Origin of the sequence: Pantoea sp. ICBG 828, assembly GCF_002928355.1 — a bacterium.
GTDB classification, from domain to species: Bacteria; Pseudomonadota; Gammaproteobacteria; order Enterobacterales; family Enterobacteriaceae; genus Pantoea; species Pantoea dispersa.
The window spans coordinates 161,263-186,183 of the sequence record NZ_POWN01000006.1; the positions used below are offsets into that span (position 1 = coordinate 161,263).

Consider the following 24,921-nt stretch of genomic DNA (forward strand, 5'->3'; position numbering starts at 1 on the left):
TTAACGGGTTATCGCGCCTGCGGCACAGCGCCGGCACGGTTAAGCAGCTGTTGTCCAATCTGCGGCAGGTCAACGACTTCGCAGGCAGCATTAAGGGCAATTGCTTCGCGCGGCATGCCGAACACCACGCAGGTTTTTTCACTCTGTGCCAGCGTCCAGGCGCCGGCCTGACGCATCGCCAGCAGGCCGCGCGCGCCGTCCGATCCCATGCCGGTAAGAATGGCACCGACGGCGCGTTTGCCAGCCACGCTGGCCACCGAGTGAAACAGCACATCCACCGACGGGCGATGGCGGTTGATCGCCGGCTGCTGATTCAGGGCAAGCTGATAGTGGCCGTTGCTGCGCGCCAGCGTCAGGTGATAATCACCCGGTGCGATGTAGGCATGGCCCGGCCGCACCGTTTCGCCATCCTCGGCCTCTTTCACCGTGATGTGGCACAGCAGGTTGAGCCGCTGGGCAAACGAGCGGGTAAAACCGGGCGGCATGTGCTGGGCGATGACGATGCCGGGGCAGTCGGCGGGCAGGGTGGTCAGCACGCGGCGCAGCGCTTCAGTGCCGCCGGTGGAGGAGCCAATGGCAAACAGCGTGTCGCGCGCGGCGCGTGACGGCATGGTCACCGGCGCGGCGGGCGGCAGCGATTCCTGGCGGCGCAGCCGCACCTGAGCGGCCGCGCGGATTTTCTCGCACACCAGCTCGCTGTACAGCGCCATGCTTCCCGGCTGGCGCAGTTCCGGCTTGGCGATAAAATCGACTGCACCGAGTTCCAGTGCCGTCAGCGTGGTTTCTGACCCCTGCGTGGTGAGCGAGGAGATCATGATCACCGGCATGGGGCGCAGGCGCATCAGGCGCTGCAGAAACTCCAGTCCGTTCATGTGCGGCATCTCAACGTCGAGCGTCAGCACATCCGGGTTGTACTGCTTGATTAGCTCGCGGGCGATCAGCGGATTGGCGGCGGTGGCCACCATCTCCATGTCCGGCTGCTGGTCGACGATGCGCGTCATCAGGTTGCGAATCAGCGTGGAGTCATCCACGCACAACACTTTGATTTTGTTCATCCGCGCGCTCCGGCGAGGCAATACACCGACTGACCGCGCAGGCGGAACGGGCCGTTGAGCTGGTTAAAATGTTCGGAGTGGCCGGCAAACAGCAAACCCCCCGGTTTCAGCAGGGTGGCGAAGCGCCGCATCAGCGTTTCCTGCGTCGGCTGATCAAAATAGATCATCACGTTGCGGCAGAAGATGGCGTCGAACGGGCCGGGAATCTCCCACTGCGCGCTCAGCAGATTAAGCGGCTGATAGTGAATCTGGCTCAGCAGCTCCTGGCGTATCTTCACCTGTTGCGCATTGATGCCGGTACCGCGCAGCAGATAACGCTTTTTTTGCTCCGCGGTCAGACTGTGGATATCGGCGAGACGGTAAATGCCCGCCTGGGCGCGCTGCAGGACTTCGGTGTCGATATCGGTGGCCCACACGCGCGGCCCGGCCAGCGGACGGCCCAGCACGCCGTCCAGTGTCATGGCGATGGAGCAGGGCTCTTCGCCGGTGGACGCCGCGGTACACCACACGTTGTAGCTGCTGCCGCGCTGGCGGGCGTGCTCGGCCAGCAGCGGAAAATGGTAGGCTTCACGGAAAAAGGAGGTCAGGTTGGTGGTCAGCGCATTAATAAACACCTGCCACTCGTCGCTGTGGCTGTCCGCTTCCAGCCGGTCGGTATAGGCGGTGAAAGAGGCGAGACGCAGCTCGCGCAGTCGCCGCGACAGCCGGTTATACACCATGTCACGCTTCTGCGGGCTCAGCACAATGCCAGCGCGCTGGTAAATCAGCGCGCTAATCTTAGACAGTTCCCGGTCGGTCAGTGCGGTCTTAACCTGATGCTGAACCGGACTGGGTTTCAGGGTATTTATATCGGTCATGAAAAACCTATCCGCAGGCGGAGAATATCAGCCTCGGCTAATAAGCTGCTGCGTTAAAAGTGGAGAATGAATAAGCGTGCCTGGGTGACATTACTGGCGAAATAATGACGGTGAATTACACCGCCATATTCATTATTTCCTGGTAAGCGCTGACCATCTTATTGCGCATTTGTATACCAAAGGTTAATGCCATCGCGGCTTTTTGCCCGCTGATCATCACATCGTTTAATTCCACACCGGCATCGCCCAGCATAAAGCGCTGACTCTGCTGCTTTGCCTCAACCTGTAAATGATTAAGCTGCTGCAGGCTGCTGGCGAGCGCGTCGCCAAAGGCCGGCACACCGCTGGCGGGCGCGTCCGGCGCGCGACGCGACGGTTCAGCCAGCTGTGCTGCCTGGCTTTGAATTTGACTGACTACCGATTGCATTGCTGAAAAGGACATGCCTTTAATTCCTGTATGCCGGAAATAAACCTTTTATTTGACGATAAAATCCTAACACCGCGTTGTCGAATGGGAAAAATGCGATAAGCCGACAGAAGTTTCAGCTTATTACTGCTTAAAAAAACACGCGCTTAAACCATAATAGGCACCAGATTATTTCCCTTCACCGGACTTACGCTGAATTGTGGTGCTGTTACGCAATACCGCAATGGTTTGCGTTGTTTTACACAGGGTTTCGGCATGAATGCCAATATAAAAGCACATACACCTCCTGCCATTAGCGCGCTGCTGGCCCGCCTGCGTACCAGCCCGAAACTGGTGCTGGCGTTCAGCGTGGCGCTGGCGATAACGCTCACCATGGCGACCTTTTTCTGGGCGCAGGCCCCGCAGTATCACGTGGTGTTCAGCCAGGTCAGCGATGAGGACGGCGGCGCGATTATCAGCGAGCTGAGCAAGATGAACGTGCCTTACCAGTTCAGCCGTGAAGGCGGGGCGATCATGGTGCCGGAAGCGCAGGTGCATGAAGTGCGTCTTAAACTGGCGCAGCTCGGCCTGCCCAAAGGTGGCGCGGTCGGCTTTGAGCTGCTGGATCAGGAGAAGTTTGGCATCAGCCAGTTCAGCGAGCAGGTGAATTTCCAGCGCGCGCTGGAGGGCGAACTGGCGCGCACCATCGAAGCGCTGGGGCCGGTGCGCAGCGCGCGCGTGCACCTGGCGATCCCTAAACCGTCGCTGTTTCTGCATGAGCAAACGCCGCCGTCTGCCGCCGTCACGGTGCATCTGAACAATGGCCGCACGCTGGACGATAGCCAGGTCAGCGCCATCACCCATTTGATTGCCAGTGCAGTGCCGGCGCTCAACGTTGAGCAGGTGACGGTGGTCGATCAGCGCGGCAAGCTGCTGACGCAGAGCGGCAGCGAGGCGGTGCAGACCTCGCAGCGTCAGTTCACGCAGGCGATCGAAGCCGACTATCAGCAGCGCATCCAGACCATTCTGGCCCCGCTGGTGGGCAGCAGCAACGTGCGCGCGCAGGTGACCGCCCAGCTGGATTTCACCACGCATGAGCAGACCAACGAGCAGTATCAGCCGAACAGCGCACCGGAAAAAATGGCGATCCGCAGCCGTCAGAGCAGCCGTGCCGAGCAGGGCAATGGCCAGCCGGTGGGCGGCGTACCGGGCGCGTTAAGTAACCAGCCGCCGCCGCCGGTCAGTCTGCCAATCAACAATCCACCGGCAAAAGAGAATAAAAGCGGCGACAAAAAAGAGAGCAGCAGCACCGCCACCGTGCTGCCGGCGCAGCCGTACAACAATCGCCACGACGATACCACCAACTTTGAACTCGACCGCACCTTGACCCATACGCGCAGCAACGCCGCGCGCATTGAGCGGCTGTCGGCGGCGGTAGTGGTGAACTTTCTGCCGGCCAAAAACGGTGAGGCAGAGAGCGTGGCGCTGAGCGACGCGCAGGTGGCGCAGATTACCGCGCTGGTGAAAGAAGCGATGGGCTTCTCGGCAACGCGCGGCGACAGCGTCAATATCGTGAACTCCCCGTTCAGCGAGCAGGATGACGCACAGCGCGTACCGCTGTGGCAGGAGCCGGCGTTGATCAATCTGCTGATCTCAGCCGGACGTTATCTGCTGGTGGCGCTGGTGGCGTGGCTGCTGTGGCGGAAAGCGGTGCAGCCCGCTCTGCAGCGTCATCACGATGTGCAGCAGCAGCGGCTGGCGCTGGAACAGCAAGCGCGCCATGAGCAGGAGCATGCCGCGCAGCGGCGGGCTGAACGCGACGAACAGCAGAAAAGCGCGCAGCGCGTCGAGACCGAAATTACCGCTCAGCAGCTGCGCGATCTGGCGCAGCAGGAGCCGCGCGTGATCGCGCTGGTGATCCGCCAGTGGATGAATAAGGAACGCACCCCGTCATGAATGCCTCAGAAAAAAGCGCCATTGTGATGCTCACCCTCGGTGACGAACTGGCGGCCAACGTCTTTAAATATCTCAATACCCATGAGGTGAAGCAGATCAGCAGCGCGATGCTCAATCTCGGCGGGTTTACTCATGAGCAGATCGCGCAGGTGCTGCGCGAATTCAGCCAGGAGTCGAGCGAATACGCGGCGCTGAGCCTCAACACCAGCGAATATCTGCGCAACGTGCTGATCAAAGCGCTGGGTGTCGAACGCGCCTCCAGCCTGCTGGATGACATCCTCGACTCGTCCGACAGCGGTAACGGCATCGAAACCCTCAATATCATGGAGCCGCAGGGCGTATGGGAGCTGATCCGCGACGAACATCCGCAAATCATCGCCACCATTCTGGTGCACCTCAACCGCAGCCAGGCGGCCGATGTGCTGAGCAAGTTCGATGAACGCGCGCGCAATGACATCATGCTGCGTATCGCCACCTTTGGCGGCGTGCAGCCGGCGGCGCTGCAGGAGCTGACCGAAGTGCTCAACAACCTGCTGCACGGCCAGAGCCTGAAGCGCAGCAAGCTGGGCGGCGTGCGCCCGGCGGCGGAGATTCTGAACCTGATGAAAGCCCAGCAGGAAGAGGCGGCGATCGATGCGGTGCGCGACTTCGACCAGGAGCTGGCACAGAAAATCATCGACGAAATGTTCCTGTTCGAAAATCTGGTGGACGTGGAAGACCGCAGCATCCAGCGCATCGTGCAGGAAGTGGATCACGAATCGCTGATTGTCGCGCTGAAAGGCGCCGACGCGCCGCTGCGCGAGAAGTTCTTCCGCAATATGTCGAAACGTCAGTCCGATATCATGCGCGACGACCTCAAATCACGCGGGCCGGTGCGCATGTCGAAAGTGGAAGCCGAGCAGAAAAATATTCTGCTGATTGTGCGCCGCCTCGCCGAGTCAGGCGAAATCATGCTGGGAGGCAACGACGATGCCTACGTCTGATAGAGCGACGTGGACGCGCTGGCAGCCGGACAATCTGCTGGCGGATCTGACGCCGGAGAGCGTGAGCGCGCCGCTGCAGCCTCCCGCCGATGCGCCCGCCACTGAACATCTTGAAGCCGAGCTGCGCCAGCTGCGGCAGCAGGCGCAGCAGCAGGGCCTGAGTGACGGTCAGCGGCGCGGGCGCGAAGAGGGTCACGCGCAGGGCTATGAGGCCGGTTTCCTCGAGGGGCAGCAAGCCGGTTACGCGCAGGGGCTGGCAAAGGCGCAGGCGGATCTGCAGGCGCAGGGCGAGCAGGCGCGCGCGCTGCTGGCCAGTTTTCAGGCCACGCTGGAACAGATCAACAAACTGATTCCGGCCCGCCTGCTGCAGCACGCGCTGGCGGCGGCGCGCCAGATTGTCGGCGACAGTCTGGTAGCCAATCCGGCATTGCTGAGCGACCAGCTGCGCCGCTATTTACAGGAAGATCGCTGGCTGCAGCAGGATGCCGTGCTGGCGATCCATCCGCAGGATTTGCCGTGGGTGCAGGAGTACCTTGCCGCGTCGTGCCAGGCGCTGCGCTGGGAGATCCGCACGGACGACAGCATGTTGCCGGGGGGCTGTCGCCTTACCTGGGCCGAAGGCGAACTGGATGCCACGCTGGAGCGGCGCTGGCAGGCGCTGTGTCAGTTAAGCCGTGAGGATCTGGTGCCATGAGTGCGTACATTAGCCAGTGGCTGGAGGTGCTGGACCGGCGCGAGGCGCAGCTGCAGCAGCTCACCCCGGTGCGCCAGTGCGGCCGGCTGACGCGTGCTACCGGGCTGGTGATGGAAGCGGTCGGCCTGCAACTGCCGATTGGCGCAGTGTGCCAGGTTGAACGCCGCAGCGCCAGCGGCACTGAAAGCGTCGCCTGTGAGGTGGTGGGCTTTAAAGAAAAACTGCTTTACCTGATGCCGCTGGAGCAGGTGGACGGCATCGTGCCGGGTGCCGCGCTGTGGCCAGCGGAGAACGGCACCAGCGCGTTTGACGGCAAACAGCTGCCGCTGGGCCCGGCGCTGCTGGGCCGGGTGCTGGATGCCAGCGGTCAGCCGCTCGACGGCTTGCCTGCGCCACGGGATGCGCCGCGCGGCGCACTCTATACGCCGCCGTTCAATCCGCTGCTGCGCGACCCGATTAAGACCGTACTCGATGTCGGCGTCTGCGCCATTAACGCGCTGCTTACCGTCGGGCGCGGCCAGCGCATGGGGCTGTTTGCCGGCTCCGGCGTCGGGAAAAGCGTGCTGCTCGGCATGATGGCGCGTTTTACCACCGCTGATGTGATCGTGGTCGGGCTGATCGGCGAGCGCGGCCGCGAAGTCAAAGACTTCATCGAAAATATTCTCGGTGCCGACGGTCGTCAGCGTGCGGTGGTGATCGCCGCGCCGGCCGACGTGTCGCCGATTCTGCGTATGCAGGGTGCCACCTACGCCACGCGCATCGCCGAAGATTTTCGCGATCGCGGCCTCAACGTGCTGCTGATCATGGATTCCCTGACGCGCTATGCCATGGCGCAGCGCGAGATTGCGCTGGCCATCGGCGAACCGCCAGCCACCAAAGGCTATCCGCCGTCGGTGTTTGCCCGTTTGCCAGCGCTGGTGGAGCGCACCGGTAACGGTCTGGCAGGCGGCGGATCGATCACCGCGTTCTATACCGTGCTGACCGAGGGCGACGATCAGCAGGACCCGATCGCCGACTCGGCGCGCGCCATTCTCGACGGCCATATCGTGCTGTCGCGGCGGCTGGCGGAGGCCGGCCACTATCCGGCGATTGATATTGAAGCGTCAATCAGCCGCGCGATGACCGACCTGATTTCGCCGCAGCGTTTTCAGCAGGTGCGGCGCTTTAAGCAGATGCTGTCCAGCTGGCAGCGTAATCGCGACCTGGTAAGCGTCGGCGCTTACGTCAGCGGCAGCGATGCGCTGCTCGACCAGACCATTGCGCTCTATCCGCAGATGGAAGCGCTGCTGCATCAGGGTATCGATCAGCGCTGCGATCTGGCCAGCGCCCGCGCGCAGCTTGACCAGCTTTTCCCGGACCTTCCGGTGCATGATGAGGTAACACCATGAGTACGCTCAATCCGATGGATTTTCTGCGTGAGCAGGCGGAGAAAAAAGTGCAGCAGCGGGTGCAGGCGCTGGGCGAAGCGCAGCAGCACTGGCAGCAGGCGACGCAGCAATTAACCCAGCTGGAGACCTACGAACGCGAATACCAGCAGGCGCTGCAGCAGCAGGTTACCGGTGCCGGCATGTGTATCGCCGATCTGATCAATCACCAGTCGTTTATCCATTCGCTTAACCAGGTGGTGGGGCAGCAGGTGCAGCAGGTGACCCACTGCCAGCATCGGGTAAGCCAGAGCCGCGTGCTGTGGAGCCAGGAAAAACGGCGCCTTAACGCTTATGAAACCCTGCAGGCGCGCGCGACGCAACGTGAGGCGCAGCGGCTGCAGCGGCAGGAGCAGAAACTGATGGATGAGTTTGCCCAGCGCGCCGGCAATAAAGGCGGTGAAACATGCCTGTGATGCCGCTGCTTACGCTGCTGACGCCGGGTAATCTGGCCGGTCGCGGCACAACCGGCAAAACGCCTGATGCGGCGTTTTCCGCCCTCCTGACGCAACGGCTGGGCAGCCCGGAGACGACAGTGTTGCCGCAGGCGCTGCCTGAAGTCGCGTCGTCTTTAACGCCTGCGCGCATCGCGGAAGAGGGTGCCGAAGCGGAAGACGCACCGCTGCCAGTACCAGCCCAGCTGGATGCCAGCGTACTGCAACAGCTGGTAGCGCAGCTGCCTGTGGCCTCAGCCGTCACCGAACACCCGACGCCAGCGACCACCGAAGCGTCAGTGTCGGCGCCACAGAGCATGCGACTGCCGGTGGCGACGCGCGCGACGCCGGATATGAATCCTGACAGCGCAGCCGCACACCCGCTGGCAGCAGACAGTACGCCAGCACCGCCCACGACGCCGTGGTCGCCTGACCCGATGACGGTAACTGACACCCGTGACGCAGTGCCGCTGCGCGACATGGGCAGCCCGGACAGCGCGCCTGCGCTGACGGCGCTGCCCGGCGCGGCGCGCGCCACCAGTGACAGTGCGCCTGCGGCGGAACCGGTGCTGCGTGCTCAGCTGCAGGATGCGCCGGGCAGCGAACCCTGGCAGCAGGCCATCGGCCAGCAGCTGAAGGTGATGGTGCAGCAGGGCGTCCACCGCGCCGAGCTGAAGCTGCACCCGGAAGACCTCGGTACCGTGCAGGTGTCGCTGCGATTGCAGCAGGATCAGGCGCAACTGCTGGTGCTCAGCGATCATCCGCAGGTACGCGCCGCGCTGGAGGCGACGTTGCCGCAGCTGCGCCATGCGCTGGCGGAGAGCGGTATTCAGCTCGGTGAGAGCAGCGTCAGCACCGGCAACTTTGAGCAGCAGTCACAGCGGCACACCACCGCTTCGCCAGATTCCGCGCGCCCGTCCGACGGTGACGCGGACAGCGCCGGGGTAACGTCCGCGACGCTGAGCGTTAATCGCGTCGCGACAGGCGCAATCAGCACCTTCGTCTAGCGGCGTTATCAAACGGCGAATAGCGCTCAGGAATGAAATTTTATCCCGGTATAAGCCGCGACGGTCGCTGTAATACAATAGCGGCCGCACTGATTCATATTCTGACCGCTATTTCAAAAGGCACTTTTATTCATGGTTAACCCTAAAACGCCGGCAGCCGGCCGTAAAAGCTCGCCCGTCATGATTATTGCGCTGATTGCGGCGCTGGCTGCCTGTGGCATGGCGGGTTATTTGCTGGTGGAATTTAAACAGCTTAGCGGCACGCTGGCCGGACAAAATAATCGCGCGCCGGCGGAAAAAAATCTTCCGCCCGCCGAACCGCTGTATGTGCCGCTGAAAACCTTTACCGTAAGCCTGAAGCCGGTTACGCCAAATGATAATCGGGTGATATATATAGGCCTGACCATGCGGGTGGAAAATAAAGAGTCCAAAAGCCTGGCGGAAAAAGTGCTGCCGGAGATTCGCAGCCGCATTAATTTATTACTGACCCAGCACAGTGCCGACCAGCTGGTCAGCGCCGAAGGCAAACAGTCGCTGTTAAACAGTATTGCGCAGTCGCTGGCGCAGCCCATTACATCCGGCCAGCAGTTACAGGTCAGCGATATTTTATTAAATGAATTTATTATCCGGTAATGTCCATGTCTGACAGTTTGCTCTCTCAGGCTGAAATTGACCGTCTGCTCAACGGCGGCGGCAGTGAGGACGATGACCGCGCTGCCCAGACCCGCGACGATGGCATTAAGCCGTACGATCCCAATAAACAGCGTCGGGTAATCCGCGAACGTTTACAGTCGCTGGAGATGATTAACGAGCGCTTTGCCCGCCAGTTTCGCATGGGATTATTTAATCTGCTGCGGCGCAGCCTCGATATTACCGTCGGCGCAATCACTTTACAGCCTTATCTGGAATTTGCGCGTAACCTGCCGGTGCCGACCAATCTTAATCTGGTGCATTTGCATCCGCTGCGCGGCTCGGCGCTGTTTGTCTTTTCACCCAGCCTGGTGTTTATGGCGGTGGATAATCTGTTCGGCGGCGATGGGCGTTTTCCCACCAAAGCCGACGGCCGGGAATTCACCCCGACCGAACAGCGGGTGATTTCACGCCTGCTGAATATGGCGCTGAGCGGTTATGAGAGTGCGTGGAGTACGCTGTTTAATATCAAAACCGAATATATTCGTACCGAAATGCAGGTCAAGTTCACCAATATCACCTCTTCACCCAACGATATTGTGGTGACCACGCCGTTCCATGTGGAAATTGGGTCCCTGCACGGCAGCTTCGATATTTGTATTCCGTTCAGCATGATTGAGCCGCTGCGCGAATTGCTCACCAACCCGCCGCTGGATAACTCGGTGATGGAAGATGCGCAGTGGCGCACGCTGCTGGCCTCGCAGGTGCGGGAATCGGCGCTGGAGCTGGTGGTGAACATGGCGGAGATTCCGACCCGCCTGTCGGCCGTGATGAATATGCAGGTGGGCGATGTGATTCCGTTTGAACGCCGCAACAGCGTCGAGGCCAGCGTGGATAACGTGCCGGTGTTCAGCGCCCGCTATGGCTGCATCGAACAGCACTATGCGCTGCAGATCGAACAGATGCTGAACTCGCGTTTTACCGTTTTGAAGAAAGGATAACCGTCCCATGAATGACAGCCTCAATGTGCCTGGCGCTGACCTCTCCGCCGACGATCTCTGGGCGGCGGCGATGAACGAGCAGGCGTTGGCCGACGCGCCGGCAGGCAAAAGCAGCGCGACCGTTTCCGATGAGCTCCAGCTGATCCACGATATTCCGGTCAAAATGACCGTGGAGCTGGGGCGCACCAAAATGACCATTAAAGAGCTGCTGCGCCTGAGTCAGGGCTCGGTGGTAACGCTGGAAGGGCTGGCGGGGGAACCGCTGGATATTTTAATTAATGGCTATCTGATCGCACAGGGCGAAGTGGTGGTGGTGTCCGATAATTTCGGCATCCGCATCACCGAGATCATCACGCCATCCGAACGCATGAACAGGCTGAGCCGCTGATGAACGCGAGTGAACCTCTGGCGGGTAATTTAATTATGCAGGTGGGCGGCACGCTGGCGCTGATCGTACTGCTGATCATCGGCGCAGGCTGGATTTTGCGCCGCAGCGGTGCGCTGCGCCGTCTGCCGCAGGCCAGCGCCACGTTGCAGATTACAGAACGCCATACCGTCGGCCAGCGCGAAAGGCTGCTGGTGGTGGAGATGCACGACCGTCAGCTGCTGATTGGCGTCAGCGCCGGTCAGATCAGCTGCCTCGCCAGCTTTGACAAACCACAGGCAGAGGTGCAGCCGTCGCGCACCGCGGCGGATTTTCGCAGCACGCTCGGTGACCTGCTGAAAGGGCGCAAGGCGTGACACGCTGGGGCACGCGCGCGCTGGCGTTAAGTTTACTCCTGGCCTCGCGCCCGCTGCTGGCGGCGAATGGCGATCTGGTGCTGACGCGCGCCGGCGAGCAGAGCTGGTCGCTGCCGGTGGAAACGCTGGTGCTGCTGAGCGGCATCACCTTCCTGCCGGCGATGCTGCTGCTGATGACCGGTTTTACCCGCATCATTATCGTGCTCGGCCTGCTGCGCAACGCGCTCGGTACCCAGTCGGCACCGCCCAATCAGGTGCTACTCGGGCTGGCGCTGTTTCTCACTTTTTATGTGATGTCGCCGGTGTTCAATCGTATCTACGATGAAGCCTGGCAGCCGCTCTCCGCCAGCCAAATCAGCATGGAAACCGCGCTGCAAAAGGGCGTACAGCCGCTGCGTGAATTTATGCTGCAGCAGACGCGGCAGTCCGATCTGGCGCTCTACGCCAACATGGCGAAGCAAAGCCATTTTGCCAGCCGCGAAGATGTGCCGCTGCGTATGCTGCTGCCGGCATTTGTCACCAGCGAGCTGAAAACCGCCTTTCAGATTGGCTTTACGGTCTTCATTCCGTTTCTGATTATCGACCTGGTGGTGGCCAGCGTGCTGATGGCGCTGGGCATGATGATGGTGCCACCGGCCACTATTTCGCTGCCGTTTAAGCTGATGCTGTTTGTGCTGGTGGATGGCTGGCCGCTGCTGCTGGGCTCGCTGGCGAAAAGTTTTTTTAGTTGAGGAACGCATGACGCCCGAAAGTATTATGAGTCTTGGCCACGAGGCGATCAAAGTGGCGCTGCTGATTGCCGCGCCGCTGATGCTGGTGGCGCTGTTCACTGGTCTGCTGGTGAGCATCTTTCAGGCCTCGACGCAGATCAACGAGATGACGCTGTCGTTTATCCCCAAAATCCTCGCAATCGTTGCCACCGGTATCGCGCTCGGTCCGTGGATGCTGAATCTGTTTCTCGATTATACCCGCACCCTGTTTGGCAGCCTGCCGTATCTGATTGGTTGACCATGCTGACGCTGCCGATGGAGAGCCTCACGGACGCGGTCAATATCTATTTCTGGCCGTTTGTGCGCCTGCTGGCGCTGTTTCACGCCGCGCCGGTATTCAGCGAAAAGGGCATCGATCGCAAAACCAAAATCGGCCTGGCGCTGCTGATCACCTTATTGGTGGCGGGTGAGCTGCCGCCGCAGCCGGTGCCGCTGTTTTCGCTAAACGGCCTGTGGCTGGCGCTGCGCCAGCTGGTGATCGGGGTCGCGATGGGATTCAGCATTCAGTTTATGTTTGTGGCGGTGCGCATCGCCGGTGAAGTCATCGGCCTGCAGATGGGCCTGTCGTTTGCCACCTTCTTCGATCCTTCCAGCGGCAGCATGCCGATCATCGCCCGGTTGCTGAATGTGCTGGTGACGCTGCTGTTTCTGACGTTCAACGGCCACCTGTGGATGCTGCGTATCGTGACCGATAGCTTTGTTGCTCTGCCGATCAGCGATGCCCCGTTCAACGGCCAGATCTTTCTCTGGCTCAGCACCTCGGCCGCCGCCATCTTTGCCTCCGCGCTGATGCTGTGCCTGCCGGTGATGATGGTGCTGCTGTGTATCAACCTGACGCTCGGCGTGCTCAACCGCTTTACGCCACAGCTGTCGATCTTTGTAGTGGGTTTTCCGCTCACGCTGACCAGCGGCCTGGTGGCGCTGTGGGTGATCACTGGCGCTATCGGTCCGTGGTTCGAGGCGCTGATGGGCGAGAACTTCGCCCGGCTGGTGCTGCTGGTGCAGGGATTGCGCTAATCAAGGCCTCAGCATACACGCACCGGACGTAAAGTTAACCGTTAGATATAACTGTGCGGTAATATATTTGTTCAGTCATAGGTAAAATAAAACAGTGCGTTACCACTAAATTTACCGGATGCATCGTTACCGCTGTAATTTAATACTGAGCTCAGGGTAAAAGGCACCGGCACGCCACCCTGTGGAATAACGAGCGGGATATCCTTGTTACCATCCTGATTATTAATCAGAATACGTGATTTAAGGCCTGGGATATCTTTGAATTCAATTACATTGCTGGATGTGTCTTCCATGTTCGCTGCCCGCAATCGCACTGAATAGGGGGCGGTACAGGTTACCGAGCCGGTAACGCTGGCCGTATTGCCATTAATTTGCGAGCTGGAAATAGCGCCATGCTGGAGATGGTAATTCGTTGTATCAAGCTTACATTTAATTTCCGGATGTTCATTACCTATGCAGGTATTTGATAGAAACGTACCATGCTGAAGGTTATATCCGTTATGTGTTAATTCTGTTGAATAAATTAATTGTGCGCAACGATAATCTGGGTTGTACATATCGCTAGAAGCAAGTGCGATTTCCGGTGTAGAAAATGGTATAGGGAGAGTGTGCAATACTGCGCTACGTACATCGCCATAAGTTTTTACCTTCTTTAGCTCAGGAACATCATAAGAATCAAAAATTCTATATGCAGAAAAGCCTACCATTTGATTATTTTGAGACATTTTGACAACAAAATAAATAGCACATTGCGCTGTGCAATCATCATATACTGGTTGGTTATCCTGTGCGCTTGGGGACCAGGCCTCAATGTGCGCCCTTCCATAAAGACCGAATGGATATTCTATTCGGACGTCACTCATCCGCACAATTGCTTCAGCTTGTACGGTGTTGCTAAATAACATTGCCAATAAAAATGGGAGGATGATGATTTTTTTTCATATATACCAGCTTTACCTTTTAATTCAGGGTAACACGATGTTCATGGTTGCCGTGGCATTGAACTCGCCGGCGGTAAGCGTTTTATCAGGCGCGCCCGCAGGTTCCACTAACAGATCTGGGTAATCAGGATAGGTAAAACGCAGCTTTTCACTCAGCGCCAGCGGCTGCAGCGTCGATTTCCTGACATAAAACCGTAGACCCAGGTTTTCATTGGTGGTAGCCAGCAAACTGGCAGAAAAAGCGGCTGATTTACCGCTGATAAAAAAATCCGGTGTCACATTACTTTCGCATTGTAAGCTGTATTTCACCGGCACCAGGTTTTTACCCGGCTGCAGCTGTGAAATCAGAATCTCGCCCATCTCGACAATCACCGGCTGATTATTGTTAATCACGCAGGCTGCGGACTTCAGAATCTCACCGCTCACGGTGATTTGCGCCAGATCATTCTCAGCGACTGCGGGTGTCAGCAGAAAAAACCAGAGGAGACAACCTGAGTAGCCAGAAGCAGGGAATTTCCTGAGCGAATACAGCATGAATAATTTTCTCAACGACGAACAGTGGCAAGTTGCAGGCAGACTAGCGACACCACGAGGTTAACTCAACGATTAAACGAATAATTCACAACTTCTCTATTATGAATTAAGAATTTAACTGAGGTGAAATTGTTTCAGGCTATGAAAGCGACGTGAAAGGTTATGAAATTAAGTGAATTGTCGTAAAATTGCCAGCAGGCTGGCGCAGCGTCTCATCAGGCACTGCGCCGGTGAACCAGTAACGGACGGGTATTCAGTTATATTCAACCACCAGGAAGTTCAGGCCGCGTTGGCGGGTAATCTGCGCTGTGCCTAATGCGTAAGGCAGCTTTCGTGTCGCCTGATTAACCTGCAGGGTTTCGCTCTTTTTAATCCCTTCGCGCGTGCAGTTCAGCGAGACGCTGCGCGTCACGGCATACTCACAGGAGGGTTCAACGATCGCGCCGACGAAGGTGATTTGACCGTCGGCGGCAAGGGTGGCGTGGCTGGCAAGTAAAGCTATCATCGGTAACAGCAATCTTTTCATCACAGAGGCCCTTTTATTCGTAAAGAAATAATCCGATTTGCATCGTCTTACAGATTCATAGTGCGGCACAGCCACCTGTTTCTTAAATCGCAGCGTGCCCTTCGCCCGCGAAATTTAGTCAGTTGAATATTAGTTTCATCTGGCCAGCGCGGGATATCGGTACCCATCAGCGTAAGCAGATAAAGGCTATTTCTGCATTAAGCACCGCTATTATATTAGTAAGCAACCAGGATTAATCAGACGAGTAGATGGGAAAAACGCTTCATAATGGCAGGATTGAGTACTGTTGCGTGACACTGATTATCCTGCTTCCCGCAGTAATAAGAAATTTGAAACAGCCGTGTTGCAGCAACGCGCGCTGAATGAAACAGTATGATACAGTGAATTTTCTTCCCCGATGGACATGACTCTCCCTGTTCGGCCGTTACGGATATCTCGCTTTTAAGTTAAATCATATTTGATCACTGGCTTTTACTGGACGATTATGGTTGGTTTTAGCAGGGGCATCCAACCACAAAGGAGAGATTAATAGCAGAATGTGATTTATTGCCACCTGAATGGCTTGATGTTTTTTTTGTGTCAATGATGTGACCATTGTTAATGGGGAATATTGCCGGCGTTTGTTATTTTTTTAATCAAAGTAAGGAGCAATCGATGAAAAATATTACGCTAAAAGAGGATGTTCTGGGATCTTATCTTCCGGGGTATTTTGCTATCACGATAAACTCGGATACAGATTTCAGGACCGTGAGCGAAGAGGACGCTTCAACATTAGTACATGAGTACATTCACTTTTTACAAAATATTTCCACAGTTAGCGGTTTAACAATACTCAGTTGTGTCGGCTCCTGGGTAGGTCATCTTACACATGGCATCTATCATAATAATAAACATGGAGAGCTTGTACGCAAGTTCCCCTACTATGGTGATGATAACCATTCGGCACAATTTATTGAGACATTTGACGCCATTATTATTTCTTTATATGGAGATAGGGAGAAGCCGGTACTGGACATACTGGCTGATAAGTATGCCGTGAGTAACGTCTCGCTATCCCCTTTTAGCGATAACGACGTATTTGATGAAATCACCCCTATGCCGGCTCGTTTTAAACATTCTGGCCGGTGTCTTGTTGAATATTCATATGTGGGAGCGACGAAAGGTGCAACACAGTTCCCAACTCTGACAGTCGATGTGGGAGCTATCTGTATCTATGAGTTCATGGCACATTCGATCCAAAAAAAACTGTATGAAAAAACCGCTGAACCGCCTAAAGTGCCCTATCTGGTAGTGAAAGATGTGGCTAATTTTATTTCAGGCTATGTGGTGAATGATGATATTCTGGTGGCAATTTGTGAACTGACGCTACAGTCACCGTTCCCCGGAGAAGAACTCTACAAAATCCTCAATGGTTTCAATGATCAAAATATTGACCTGAATACGATTAGTAAAGAACAGCTGATGACGCTTTGCAATTCAACTTATTTCATACAGGAAGATTATGATTTGATTGAAAATAATGTAGCCAATTCAGCTGGCGAAATGAAAAAATATACCAGAAAAATGCTGTTAGAACGACAAATCGAAGAGGTGAAAAAAGACTTCAGAGTATTTCTACAAGGTAATGACGATTTAGAAAAAGCTTATGGTGCGTTAGTTTATCTGCTGGACACCATACATTCTTTTCGGGGTGATGATTTACTGCCGATTTCAGAATTAATGTTTCTTGAGAAAGATGAAGCCTTTACTTATCTAAATGGAATAATCAAAAAAATCGGTATGCCATTGCTATTTAACAACAACGGTTATGTTGGCCAGGGCATTGCGACAAAGGATTGTGATGAGCAATTCTTCCTGTTTTACACTTTATATCAATACATCCGGGTTTTCATGTATGGTAAAAAGACTTGTGACCTGATAAATAGCTGTAAAAATTATCAAAACAATTGTGTTAATGAGAATTGTTCATCAAACCCTCATTTGAAAGGACGTGAAAAATGGCTGTGTACACTTGGTCAGCTAATAAAATTTTGGGGATTGAGCAAGTATCAATTTGAATAATTTTTTATGACTGATAGTAATAAAAATCCACGCAATTGCGTGGATTTTATTTTTTGCGGGTTCATGAGATAAGTGGAACCTCATGACACCCTGGAAGCCAATCAGACGTTAAACAGGAAGTTCATCACATCGCCATCTTTCACGATGTACTCTTTACCTTCTGAACGCATTTTGCCGGCTTCTTTCGCGCCCTGTTCACCTTTGTATGTGATGAAATCTTCGAACGCGATGGTCTGAGCGCGGATAAAGCCTTTTTCGAAGTCGGTGTGGATTTTACCGGCTGCCTGCGGTGCGGTCGCGCCAACCGGGATGGTCCAGGCACGCACTTCTTTCACGCCTGCGGTGAAGTAAGTCTGCAGGTTGAGCAGGGCATAACCGGCGCGGATCACGCGGTTGAGGCCCGGCTCTTCCAGACCCAGCTCGGCCATGAATTCGTCGCGCTCTTCATCTTCCAGCTCGGCGATGTCCGATTCCACTGCCGCACAGACCGGCACCACCACTGAGCCTTCGGCTTCAGCAATCGCGCGCACCTGGTCGAGATATGGGTTGTTCTCGAAACCGTCTTCATTGACGTTGGCGATGTACATGGTCGGCTTCAGCGTCAGGAAGCTGAGATAACGGATCGCTGCTTTCTCATCGGCGTCCAGAGCCAGCGAGCGCAGCATACCGGCGTTTTCCAGATGCGGCAGGCACTTCTCCAGCGCGGCCAGTTCCGCCTTAGCATCTTTGTCGCCGCCTTTGGCTTTCTTCTGGCAGCGCTGAATGGCACGTTCGCAGGTGTCGAGATCCGACAGCGCCAGCTCGGTGTTGATGACATCAATATCTTCCGCCGGGTTTACTTTACCGGAGACGTGGATGATGTTGTCGTTTTCAAAGCAGCGTACCACGTGGCCGATAGCTTCAGTTTCGCGGATGTTGGTCAGGAACTGGTTGCCCAGGCCTTCACCTTTGGACGCGCCTTTTACCAGACCGGCGATGTCCACGAACTCCATGGTGGTTGGCACCACGCGCTGTGGCTTAACAATCTCGCTCAGCTGATCGAGGCGCAGGTCAGGCATCGGCACCACGCCGGTGTTGGGTTCGATGGTGCAGAACGGAAAGTTGGCTGCTTCGATACCCGCTTTGGTCAGCGCGTTGAACAGGGTGGATTTACCGACGTTCGGCAGGCCCACAATACCGCATTTAAATCCCATGATCTTACCTTTCTCACTGAGTGTGCAGCGCTGGCAGACAGCGCCGACTGATTCAAAAATTTTCGCGCATTATACACAGAATTCCCTGCGGCGGCGCGGGAATTGGCTTAGCTGGCTTTGAAGGCGTGCAGGCGGTTCATCGCCTTAATCTTGTCTTCTTTTAGCCACAGCTCGGTGCAGCGCACCGCTTCGTCGACCGCCTCGTCAATCAGCTTCTGCTCGCTGGCCGGTGCCTTGCCGAGTACAAATCCGGTGACCTTGTTACGATCGCCCGGATGGCCGATACCGACGCGCAGGCGATGAAAATTGTTGTTATTACCGAGCTTGCTGATGATGTCTTTCAGGCCGTTATGACCGCCATGGCCGCCGCCCTGTTTGAATTTCGCCACGCCTGGCGGCAGGTCCATTTCATCGTGTGCCACCAGAATCTCTTCCGGCGTAATGCGATAGAACGTTGCCATCGCCGCCACCGCTTTGCCGCTCAGGTTCATAAAGGTGGTGGGCACCAGCAGGCGCACATCCTCGCCGGCCAGCGACAGGCGCGCGGTGTAGCCGAAAAATTTCGGCTCCTCTTTGAGGGACTGATTATGGCGCGAGCAAAGTAAATCCACATACCAGGCGCCAGCGTTATGGCGCGTTGCCGCGTATTCAGCGCCGGGATTGGCCAGCCCCACAATCAGTTTAATGCTGCTCACGATGTTTATCCTGTCTCGCTACGAAAGGGCGATAGTTTACTGCCTGCCGGCAGGGATGACAAAGGGCGCAATGACAGATTAATGACCAAAGGTGACTAATCAATTTCTATCGAAATCAAGGTGCTGGCGGTAAAGTTTTGTCAGACATTGTGAAGGATGTGTGATCCTGTACGCATCTTAACCGCCAGCCATTGCCTAAACTTATGGCCAGTTAACCAAACGTGCTGTTTTCTGCGTTGCTGAAAAGGATGGAGGTGAATCATGAAACGTCAACACTGCCGCACCGTCGGTAATGGTTTGATGTGTCTCGGCTTGTTAACCATGGTGCTCGGGGTGGGGTATTCCATCATTAACCAGCTACCGTCGGTCAACCTGCCACAGTTCCTCGCGCATGGAGCGATGTTCAGTATTTTCGTGGGTGCGCTACTGTGGCTGGTCGGCGCACGCGTCAGCGGGCGGGAGAGGGTGGAAGACCGCTATTACTGGCTGCGTCACTACGGTGACAAACGCTGCCGTCGCGATCACCACTCAACGCACTAACCGGCTTCCGCCATTGCCGCCTGCGGCGTCTGATAACCTTCGACGCGGTTACGTCCGGCGGCTTTAGCGCGATACAAGGCTTCATCAGCCAGCGCCAGCAGGGCGGGAAACGCCTGATGCCGCTGGCTGGCAGTGGCAAAGCCAATGCTCACCGTATAGCCGATGTCGTTGGGTAGCGACAGCTGTGTCGCCAGCCGGATACGCTCACATATGCGCTGCGCCTGCTCACTGTCGCCAGGAAGCAACGCGGCAAACTCCTCACCGCCCAGCCGGGCAAACTGACCTTCAACCGGTATTAACGCTTTTACCACCTGACAAAAATCGACCAGCACCCGATCCCCCTGCTGATGGCCATAGCGATCGTTGATGCTTTTGAAATGATCGAGGTCGAATAGCACAGCACTGTAAATATAAGGCTGCGGCAAACGTGCGTGGCGCAGCAGCAGTTTTTCTGCGGCTTCAAATAGCGCGCGCCGGTTCCAGACGCCGGTAAGCGGATCGTGTAGCGACGCCAGCTTATGGGCGATCTGCGTGCGCTCATTGACCATCGCCAGGATAGTGAATGTCAGGCCGATGACGAAGAGGATCGACTCCAGAATCACATACACCGAAAAGCCGGAACCGCCAATGGCACCCGGTACCGGGGTAGCCACCGCATCGTCAAGGAAAATGCGTGCCAGATGGAACAGTAAGTGGATCCACAGCAGTATCTGCGCGGGCCAGAAAGTGACGGTCAGCGTGGCGCGCGCCTGCCACAGCAGACGAATCAGCGCGGCGGTAAAGATGATGCACAGCAGGCACATGACCAGCACGCGTTTCGGCTGGCCGTGATAGAACTGCGGAAAGGCACAAAGCAGCGCCCACAACAGCGCGCCAGTGATCCAGCAAAAACCGAGCGGAAGGCGGCAAAAAGTACGAAAGGCGTTGAGCAGGGTGCCGTAGGCCAGCAGCATGATGACATTCCCGACCGCCACCGGCAAAAAGTGCAAACCGGCGCTGCGCAGGCTGCTGAGCAGCACGGCGGCAAGCGTCAGTATTAGCGTCAGGGTGGTAAAACCCAGCACCCGGTGGTACTGCGCCCCGACCCAGGCAAAAATCAAAATAATGCTCAGAAACCCCAGCACGTAGAGCTCGCAAATAAACAACGTATAAATGTCGAGTGGCATGGTGGTCGGAGTTCTCAGCAAAAGTGTGGTGAAAAATATCACTAATCACTGGACCGCTAAAGCCCGGATGCGCTTGTCTGATAAAAAGAGTGGAAGGCGGGGAGATTGGCGTATTTTGAGGCCATTTATCGCGCAAATAGTGGCGGCGGAAGCGGCTTTATCGGGATGTTACTCCGCGCACACGCAATAAAAAACCGGGCAGGGCGCCCGGTTTTTTGCGAACAATTAATGTTCGAACATCGCCGAAATCGATTCTTCGTTGCTGATACGACGAATGGCTTCGGCCAGCATGCCAGACAGCGTCAGCGTACGCACGTTAGGCAGTGACTTCATCTCTTCCGACAGCGGAATGGTGTCGCAAACAATCACCTGATCAATCACTGACTTGCGCAGATTTTCCACCGCGTTGCCAGAGAAGATTGGGTGGGTGGCGTAAGCGAACACGCGTTTCGCGCCGCGCTCTTTCAGTGCTTCAGCCGCTTTGCACAGCGTACCGCCGGTGTCGATCATATCGTCGACCAGTACGCAGTCACGACCGGCAACGTCACCGATGATGTGCATCACCTGCGACACGTTCGCACGCGGGCGACGTTTGTCGATGATGGCCATGTCGGTGTCGTTGAGCAGTTTGGCGATAGCGCGAGCGCGCACTACGCCACCGATGTCCGGCGAAACCACAATCGGGTTTTCCAGACCAATCTGCAGCATATCTTCCAGCAGAATCGGGCTACCGAACACGTTATCCACCGGGACATCAAAGAAGCCCTGGATCTGTTCAGCGTGCAGGTCAACCGTCAGTACACGGTCCACGCCGACGCTGGAGAGGAAATCAGCCACAACTTTGGCGGTAATTGGCACGCGGGCAGAACGCACGCGGCGGTCCTGACGGGCATAGCCAAAGTAAGGGATTACAGCAGTAATACGACCAGCAGAAGCCCGACGCAGTGCGTCGACCATCACAACCAGCTCCATCAAGTTATCATTGGTGGGGGCACAGGTGGACTGGATGATGAAAATATCACCACCGCGTACATTTTCATTAATCTGTACACTTACTTCGCCATCGCTGAAACGGCCGACAGCGGCGTCTCCGAGGCTGGTGTAAAGGCGGTTGGCAATACGTTGTGCTAGTTCCGGGGTGGCGTTACCAGCAAATAGCTTCATATCAGGCACGAGAAGAACCTCAGGCTTGGCGTCCAGAGAATGAACCGCTCAAAAATAACCGGCGAATACATTTGAGCCTGTTCATACGGGTGTGTTAATGCGTCACGTGCAGTGTCTGGAACAGGGTGACACTGTCACGTTTACGCTTAGAGCCCGGAAAGGGTACGCTGTAACGGCGAGAGATTAAGCCCACGCGCCACAAATCCGCACATCCATTTCGGGGCAAGCTCCAGCACCTGACGAGCAGCGGACTCGGTGTCAAATTCAGCAAACACGCAAGCGCCGGTCCCTGTCAGGCGCGACGGCGCGTATTCTAGCAGCCAGGAAAGCAGCGCATCAACCTCACGAAAACGTTTTCTTGCTACCGCTTCACAATCATTGTGAAAAGGACGCTGCAACAGTTCATCTAATGTGCGTATTGGTGAATCGCGCGTCAGTTCAGGATCGCGAAACAGATCCGGGGTAGCGATGCTGACACCAGGATGCGCCACCAGATACCATTTTTCCGCAGGATTTGCGGGCTGCAATTGCTCGCCGACCCCTTCGGCAAACGCCGCGTGGCCGCGCACGAATACCGGCACATCGGCACCGAGACGCACGCCAAGCGTAGCCAGCTCATCCACGCTGAGCTGGGTGCGCCACAGATGGTTCAGCGCCACCAGCACCGTCGCTGCATCAGACGAACCACCGCCCAGACCACCGCCCATCGGCAGGCGCTTCTCCAGCGCGATCCGGGCACCGGCCTGCGGCGGCAGCGTGCCTTTGTCCGCCGCTGCGGCGCGCAGCGCCAGCGCCGCCCGCACGATCAGGTTGTCTTCATCGGCCACGCCGTCGAGCGGCGTCAGCAGGGTGATACTGCCGCTGTTATCCGGGATAATCTCCAGGGTGTCGCCAACATCGAGAAACTGAAACAGCGTCTGCAAATTGTGGTAGCCGTCTGCACGACGGCCGGTAATGTAGAGAAACAGGTTGAGCTTTGCCGGCGCGGGCCAGGTGGTGATCATTGTGTGGTCCAGCTATCCATGCGCAGTTTGATGCGCTGACCGCCTTCGGTCAGTTCGAGGTTGGCCGGCAGCGGCGGGTTCACCTTGCTGTCGTAATCGCTGATATTCACCTTCCACTGCTGGCCGTTGCGGCTGTAGGTCAGGCTTTGCAGCTGATAATTGTTGTTCAGCTGATAGTCGCTGGCGTCGCCAGGCAGACCCATCATCCACTGACGCAGGTTCGCCAGCGGAATATCCATGCCGGTGAGCTGGGAAATCATCTTCTCCGCGTCGTTGCTGACGTAGCGTTTGCCTTTGTTATCGACAATCTGCACCACCGAACCCTGCGCGTCGAGCTGCAGTTCTGTGCTGCCGAGCGGGTTAGTCAGCAGCAGACGGTAACGGTCTGCAGCAGTTTGCTGCCAGTTGAAGCGGGCATAAACCTTCTGCTTATCCGACAGATAGGCAAACGCGCCGCGCGTCTGGTACTGGGTAATTTTCGCTACCGCCTGCTGATGTTGCTGCCACTGCGGCGATGTCGTGCTGGGACCGGGACCTTGCTGGGGTTTGTTGATGCTACAGGCAGCCAGCAACACGCTGGCAAGGGGCAAAAGGCGCAACAGCTGGCGCGGGGGCAAATGCATCACGTGGTCGTCTCCTCAGACACGTTTTTACGTCGTAACCGGTAACGCTAACCATCCGTCTCTGTGCCGTCAATGGCGATGTCAGGATAATTGCGCACGATCAGTTTAATCTTATTACAGTCATAGGCTTTGTATGGCTTTTCTTGATCTGTTGCATCTTGTAGAATGCGCAGCACAAAACCTGACAATTATTGGGACTTCCCAACCCGAATCACCATGACGCTGCTTGCTCTCGGAATCAACCACAAAACCGCACCTGTTGCGCTGCGCGAACGTGTTTCGTTCACGCCAGACACGCTGGACCAGGCGCTGAACAGCTTGCTGTCTCAGCCGATGGTGCAGAGCGGGGTGGTGCTTTCTACCTGTAACCGGACGGAACTCTACCTCAGCGTAGAGCAGCAGACCGATCTGCAGGAGCAGTTGGTGCGCTGGTTGTGCGAGTATCACGACTTACGTGAAGAGGACGTGCGCAACAGCCTGTACTGGCATCAGGACAACGCGGCAGTCAGCCACCTGATGCGCGTGGCCAGCGGGCTCGACTCGCTGGTGCTGGGCGAGCCACAGATTCTCGGTCAGGTCAAAAAAGCCCATGCTGACTCCTCGCGCGACCATGCGCTGAGCAGCGAGCTGGAACGCATGTTCCAGAAAACCTTCTCGGTGGCCAAGCGCGTGCGCACCGAAACCGAAATCGGCGCCAGCGCGGTGTCGGTCGCCTTCGCTGCCTGCTCCTTAGCCCGTCAGATTTTCGAATCACTCAGCAGCGTTAACGTGCTGCTGGTTGGTGCCGGTGAAACCATCGAACTGGTGGCGCGTCACCTGCGCGAACACAGCGTGCGCAAACTGATGATCGCCAACCGCACGCGCGAACGCGCACAGCTGCTGGCGGACGAAGTCGGCGCCGAAGTGATTGGCCTTGCCGATATCGAAACCCGCCTGGCCGATGCCGATATCATTATCTCCTCCACCGCCAGTCCGCTGCCGATTATTGGTAAAGGCATGGTGGAACGGGCGCTGAAGGCGCGCCGCAACCAGCCTATGCTGCTGGTCGATATCGCCGTGCCGCGCGATGTCGAGCCGGAAGTGGGCAAGCTGGCTAACGCCTACCTGTACAGCGTGGATGATCTGCAGGCGATCATCGAGCAGAACATGGCGCAGCGCAAAGCGGCGGCGGTGCAGGCGGAAAGCATTGTGGTGCAGGAGAGCGGTGAATTCATGGCCTGGCTGCGCGCGCAAAGTGCCGGTGAGACCATCCGCGAATACCGCGCGCAGGCTGACGACGTGCGCGCCGAGCTGCAGGAGCGCGCGCTGGCGGCGTTGCGTCAGGGTGCTGATGCCGAAAAAGTCTTGCAGGAGCTGGCACACAAGCTCACCAACCGTTTAATTCATGCACCAACCAAATCACTGCAGCAGGCCGCGCGCGACGGCGACAGCGAACGCCTGCAGATCTTACGTGACAGCCTCGGTTTAGAGTAATCTGGTCTGTCACGACCTATCACTGG

General features: G+C 56.8%; 28 protein-coding genes. 16 read left to right on the plus strand and 12 right to left on the minus strand.

Features of this window, described 5'->3' with window-relative positions; genetic code table 11:
• Nucleotides 1–8: 8 nt before the first annotated feature.
• The 3 genes from C1Y43_RS16190 to fliE all read right to left on the minus strand — a co-directional run bounded on the left by C1Y43_RS16190 (nt 9) and on the right by fliE (nt 2,354).
• Complete coding sequence (locus tag C1Y43_RS16190) at nt 9–1,055, minus strand: chemotaxis response regulator protein-glutamate methylesterase (RefSeq protein WP_104188919.1); 1,047 nt, start codon at nt 1,053–1,055, stop codon at nt 9–11.
• Nucleotides 1,052–1,912 (minus strand): CheR family methyltransferase, encoded by an 861-nt coding sequence (locus C1Y43_RS16195; protein WP_104188921.1) that lies wholly within the window; start codon nt 1,910–1,912, stop codon nt 1,052–1,054. Before C1Y43_RS16195 ends, C1Y43_RS16190 begins: the two co-directional genes overlap by 4 nt.
• A gap of 115 nt (nt 1,913–2,027) precedes the next feature.
• Entirely contained in the window at nt 2,028–2,354 is a 327-nt protein-coding gene (fliE, locus tag C1Y43_RS16200; protein WP_104188923.1) for a flagellar hook-basal body complex protein FliE, read from the minus strand.
• Nucleotides 2,355–2,594: 240 nt separating this feature from the next.
• Here fliE and fliF point away from each other — a divergent pair, with 240 nt between their 5' ends.
• The 13 genes from fliF (at nt 2,595) to fliR (ending at nt 12,975) form a co-directional block, all read left to right on the plus strand.
• Entirely contained in the window at nt 2,595–4,274 is a 1,680-nt protein-coding gene (gene fliF, locus C1Y43_RS16205; protein WP_104188924.1) for a flagellar basal-body MS-ring/collar protein FliF, read from the plus strand.
• Nucleotides 4,271–5,257, plus strand: coding sequence for a flagellar motor switch protein FliG (fliG, locus tag C1Y43_RS16210; protein WP_058757469.1), 987 nt, complete (start codon nt 4,271–4,273; stop codon nt 5,255–5,257). The genes fliF and fliG overlap by 4 nt, the downstream gene beginning before the upstream one ends.
• Nucleotides 5,244–5,951 carry a flagellar assembly protein FliH gene (locus tag C1Y43_RS16215; RefSeq protein WP_104188926.1) on the plus strand — a complete coding sequence of 236 codons (708 nt, stop codon included), beginning with the start codon at nt 5,244–5,246 and terminating at the stop codon, nt 5,949–5,951. Before fliG ends, C1Y43_RS16215 begins: the two co-directional genes overlap by 14 nt.
• Nucleotides 5,948–7,339, plus strand: coding sequence for a flagellar protein export ATPase FliI (gene fliI, locus C1Y43_RS16220; RefSeq protein WP_104188928.1), 1,392 nt, complete (start codon nt 5,948–5,950; stop codon nt 7,337–7,339). Before C1Y43_RS16215 ends, fliI begins: the two co-directional genes overlap by 4 nt.
• Nucleotides 7,336–7,791, plus strand: coding sequence for a flagellar export protein FliJ (gene fliJ, locus C1Y43_RS16225; RefSeq protein ID WP_058757472.1), 456 nt, complete (start codon nt 7,336–7,338; stop codon nt 7,789–7,791). Before fliI ends, fliJ begins: the two co-directional genes overlap by 4 nt.
• Complete coding sequence (locus tag C1Y43_RS16230) at nt 7,782–8,816, plus strand: flagellar hook-length control protein FliK (protein ID WP_104188930.1); 1,035 nt, start codon at nt 7,782–7,784, stop codon at nt 8,814–8,816. Before fliJ ends, C1Y43_RS16230 begins: the two co-directional genes overlap by 10 nt.
• A 132-nt stretch (nt 8,817–8,948) precedes the next feature.
• Entirely contained in the window at nt 8,949–9,449 is a 501-nt protein-coding gene (locus C1Y43_RS16235) for a flagellar basal body-associated FliL family protein (protein ID WP_088517788.1), read from the plus strand.
• 5 nt (nt 9,450–9,454) lie between these two features.
• A complete protein-coding gene (fliM, locus tag C1Y43_RS16240) occupies nt 9,455–10,447 on the plus strand; it encodes a flagellar motor switch protein FliM (RefSeq protein WP_088517818.1) in 993 nt (330 codons plus the stop codon).
• 7 nt (nt 10,448–10,454) lie between these two features.
• Nucleotides 10,455–10,835: a flagellar motor switch protein FliN gene (gene fliN / locus C1Y43_RS16245; protein ID WP_104188932.1), complete on the plus strand. Its 381-nt coding sequence runs from the start codon at nt 10,455–10,457 to the stop codon at nt 10,833–10,835.
• A complete protein-coding gene (gene fliO, locus C1Y43_RS16250) occupies nt 10,835–11,188 on the plus strand; it encodes a flagellar biosynthetic protein FliO (RefSeq protein ID WP_104188934.1) in 354 nt (117 codons plus the stop codon). The genes fliN and fliO overlap by 1 nt, the downstream gene beginning before the upstream one ends.
• A 38-nt stretch (nt 11,189–11,226) precedes the next feature.
• On the plus strand, nt 11,227–11,919 hold the full coding sequence (gene fliP / locus C1Y43_RS16255; RefSeq protein WP_233209850.1) for a flagellar type III secretion system pore protein FliP: 693 nt from the start codon (nt 11,227–11,229) through the stop codon (nt 11,917–11,919).
• Nucleotides 11,920–11,926: 7 nt separating this feature from the next.
• The gene (gene fliQ / locus C1Y43_RS16260) at nt 11,927–12,196 is read left to right on the plus strand and encodes a flagellar biosynthesis protein FliQ (protein ID WP_058757477.1); all 270 of its coding nucleotides are present in this window, start codon (nt 11,927–11,929) and stop codon (nt 12,194–12,196) included.
• Nucleotides 12,197–12,198: 2 nt separating this feature from the next.
• Nucleotides 12,199–12,975 carry a flagellar biosynthetic protein FliR gene (gene fliR, locus C1Y43_RS16265; RefSeq protein ID WP_088517792.1) on the plus strand — a complete coding sequence of 259 codons (777 nt, stop codon included), beginning with the start codon at nt 12,199–12,201 and terminating at the stop codon, nt 12,973–12,975.
• Between the two features lie 71 nt (nt 12,976–13,046).
• On the opposite strand, the gene C1Y43_RS23665 is transcribed toward fliR, so the two are convergent.
• The 3 genes from C1Y43_RS23665 to C1Y43_RS16280 all read right to left on the minus strand — a co-directional run bounded on the left by C1Y43_RS23665 (nt 13,047) and on the right by C1Y43_RS16280 (nt 14,955).
• Nucleotides 13,047–13,838, minus strand: a complete 792-nt coding sequence (locus C1Y43_RS23665; protein WP_146068666.1) for a hypothetical protein — start codon at nt 13,836–13,838, stop codon at nt 13,047–13,049.
• Nucleotides 13,839–13,940: 102 nt separating this feature from the next.
• Complete coding sequence (locus C1Y43_RS16275; RefSeq protein WP_104188938.1) at nt 13,941–14,450, minus strand: fimbrial protein; 510 nt, start codon at nt 14,448–14,450, stop codon at nt 13,941–13,943.
• Between the two features lie 253 nt (nt 14,451–14,703).
• Nucleotides 14,704–14,955 (minus strand): hypothetical protein, encoded by a 252-nt coding sequence (locus C1Y43_RS16280; RefSeq protein WP_158252671.1) that lies wholly within the window; start codon nt 14,953–14,955, stop codon nt 14,704–14,706.
• A gap of 675 nt (nt 14,956–15,630) precedes the next feature.
• Between C1Y43_RS16280 and C1Y43_RS16285 the strand changes: the two genes are divergently transcribed.
• Nucleotides 15,631–17,037 (plus strand): hypothetical protein, encoded by a 1,407-nt coding sequence (locus C1Y43_RS16285; RefSeq protein ID WP_104188942.1) that lies wholly within the window; start codon nt 15,631–15,633, stop codon nt 17,035–17,037.
• 101 nt (nt 17,038–17,138) lie between these two features.
• Here C1Y43_RS16285 and ychF read toward each other — a convergent pair whose 3' ends face one another.
• Nucleotides 17,139–18,230 carry a redox-regulated ATPase YchF gene (gene ychF / locus C1Y43_RS16290; RefSeq protein ID WP_021509931.1) on the minus strand — a complete coding sequence of 364 codons (1,092 nt, stop codon included), beginning with the start codon at nt 18,228–18,230 and terminating at the stop codon, nt 17,139–17,141.
• Between the two features lie 107 nt (nt 18,231–18,337).
• Nucleotides 18,338–18,925: an aminoacyl-tRNA hydrolase gene (gene pth / locus C1Y43_RS16295; RefSeq protein WP_021509932.1), complete on the minus strand. Its 588-nt coding sequence runs from the start codon at nt 18,923–18,925 to the stop codon at nt 18,338–18,340.
• Between the two features lie 261 nt (nt 18,926–19,186).
• Between pth and ychH the strand changes: the two genes are divergently transcribed.
• Nucleotides 19,187–19,465 carry a stress-induced protein YchH gene (gene ychH, locus C1Y43_RS16300; RefSeq protein WP_021509933.1) on the plus strand — a complete coding sequence of 93 codons (279 nt, stop codon included), beginning with the start codon at nt 19,187–19,189 and terminating at the stop codon, nt 19,463–19,465.
• Here the strand turns inward: ychH and C1Y43_RS16305 are convergent.
• The 4 genes from C1Y43_RS16305 to lolB all read right to left on the minus strand — a co-directional run bounded on the left by C1Y43_RS16305 (nt 19,462) and on the right by lolB (nt 23,422).
• Nucleotides 19,462–20,631, minus strand: coding sequence for a diguanylate cyclase (locus C1Y43_RS16305; RefSeq protein WP_104188944.1), 1,170 nt, complete (start codon nt 20,629–20,631; stop codon nt 19,462–19,464). The genes ychH and C1Y43_RS16305 overlap by 4 nt on opposite strands.
• A gap of 225 nt (nt 20,632–20,856) precedes the next feature.
• Nucleotides 20,857–21,804 (minus strand): ribose-phosphate diphosphokinase, encoded by a 948-nt coding sequence (gene prs, locus C1Y43_RS16310; RefSeq protein ID WP_006118899.1) that lies wholly within the window; start codon nt 21,802–21,804, stop codon nt 20,857–20,859.
• 137 nt (nt 21,805–21,941) lie between these two features.
• Entirely contained in the window at nt 21,942–22,799 is an 858-nt protein-coding gene (gene ispE / locus C1Y43_RS16315) for a 4-(cytidine 5'-diphospho)-2-C-methyl-D-erythritol kinase (protein ID WP_104188946.1), read from the minus strand.
• Nucleotides 22,796–23,422, minus strand: a complete 627-nt coding sequence (gene lolB, locus C1Y43_RS16320) for a lipoprotein insertase outer membrane protein LolB (protein WP_021509937.1) — start codon at nt 23,420–23,422, stop codon at nt 22,796–22,798. The genes ispE and lolB overlap by 4 nt, the downstream gene beginning before the upstream one ends.
• Before the next feature lie 216 nt (nt 23,423–23,638).
• Here lolB and hemA point away from each other — a divergent pair, with 216 nt between their 5' ends.
• On the plus strand, nt 23,639–24,895 hold the full coding sequence (gene hemA, locus C1Y43_RS16325; RefSeq protein WP_104188948.1) for a glutamyl-tRNA reductase: 1,257 nt from the start codon (nt 23,639–23,641) through the stop codon (nt 24,893–24,895).
• Nucleotides 24,896–24,921: the final 26 nt, after the last annotated feature.

Bases quoted from the DNA above. Each gene is read 5' to 3' on its own strand.
- C1Y43_RS16280 (WP_158252671.1), bottom strand. From the start codon at position 14,955: ATGATAGCTTTACTTGCCAGCCACGCCACCCTTGCCGCCGACGGTCAA.
- C1Y43_RS16275 (WP_104188938.1), bottom strand. From the start codon at position 14,450: ATGCTGTATTCGCTCAGGAAATTCCCTGCTTCTGGCTACTCAGGTTGT.
- fliM (WP_088517818.1), top strand. From the start codon at position 9,455: ATGTCTGACAGTTTGCTCTCTCAGGCTGAAATTGACCGTCTGCTCAAC.
- C1Y43_RS16235 (WP_088517788.1), top strand. From the start codon at position 8,949: ATGGTTAACCCTAAAACGCCGGCAGCCGGCCGTAAAAGCTCGCCCGTC.
- hemA (WP_104188948.1), top strand. From the start codon at position 23,639: ATGACGCTGCTTGCTCTCGGAATCAACCACAAAACCGCACCTGTTGCG.
- fliQ (WP_058757477.1), top strand. From the start codon at position 11,927: ATGACGCCCGAAAGTATTATGAGTCTTGGCCACGAGGCGATCAAAGTG.
- fliI (WP_104188928.1), top strand. From the start codon at position 5,948: ATGAGTGCGTACATTAGCCAGTGGCTGGAGGTGCTGGACCGGCGCGAG.
- lolB (WP_021509937.1), bottom strand. From the start codon at position 23,422: ATGCATTTGCCCCCGCGCCAGCTGTTGCGCCTTTTGCCCCTTGCCAGC.
- C1Y43_RS16305 (WP_104188944.1), bottom strand. From the start codon at position 20,631: ATGCCACTCGACATTTATACGTTGTTTATTTGCGAGCTCTACGTGCTG.
- C1Y43_RS16190 (WP_104188919.1), bottom strand. From the start codon at position 1,055: ATGAACAAAATCAAAGTGTTGTGCGTGGATGACTCCACGCTGATTCGC.
- C1Y43_RS16215 (WP_104188926.1), top strand. From the start codon at position 5,244: ATGCCTACGTCTGATAGAGCGACGTGGACGCGCTGGCAGCCGGACAAT.
- ychH (WP_021509933.1), top strand. From the start codon at position 19,187: ATGAAACGTCAACACTGCCGCACCGTCGGTAATGGTTTGATGTGTCTC.
- C1Y43_RS16285 (WP_104188942.1), top strand. From the start codon at position 15,631: ATGAAAAATATTACGCTAAAAGAGGATGTTCTGGGATCTTATCTTCCG.
- ispE (WP_104188946.1), bottom strand. From the start codon at position 22,799: ATGATCACCACCTGGCCCGCGCCGGCAAAGCTCAACCTGTTTCTCTAC.
- fliE (WP_104188923.1), bottom strand. From the start codon at position 2,354: ATGTCCTTTTCAGCAATGCAATCGGTAGTCAGTCAAATTCAAAGCCAG.
- C1Y43_RS16195 (WP_104188921.1), bottom strand. From the start codon at position 1,912: ATGACCGATATAAATACCCTGAAACCCAGTCCGGTTCAGCATCAGGTT.
- C1Y43_RS23665 (WP_146068666.1), bottom strand. From the start codon at position 13,838: ATGAGTGACGTCCGAATAGAATATCCATTCGGTCTTTATGGAAGGGCG.
- ychF (WP_021509931.1), bottom strand. From the start codon at position 18,230: ATGGGATTTAAATGCGGTATTGTGGGCCTGCCGAACGTCGGTAAATCC.
- fliF (WP_104188924.1), top strand. From the start codon at position 2,595: ATGAATGCCAATATAAAAGCACATACACCTCCTGCCATTAGCGCGCTG.
- fliG (WP_058757469.1), top strand. From the start codon at position 4,271: ATGAATGCCTCAGAAAAAAGCGCCATTGTGATGCTCACCCTCGGTGAC.
- C1Y43_RS16230 (WP_104188930.1), top strand. From the start codon at position 7,782: ATGCCTGTGATGCCGCTGCTTACGCTGCTGACGCCGGGTAATCTGGCC.
- fliJ (WP_058757472.1), top strand. From the start codon at position 7,336: ATGAGTACGCTCAATCCGATGGATTTTCTGCGTGAGCAGGCGGAGAAA.
- fliO (WP_104188934.1), top strand. From the start codon at position 10,835: ATGAACGCGAGTGAACCTCTGGCGGGTAATTTAATTATGCAGGTGGGC.
- fliN (WP_104188932.1), top strand. From the start codon at position 10,455: ATGAATGACAGCCTCAATGTGCCTGGCGCTGACCTCTCCGCCGACGAT.
- fliR (WP_088517792.1), top strand. From the start codon at position 12,199: ATGCTGACGCTGCCGATGGAGAGCCTCACGGACGCGGTCAATATCTAT.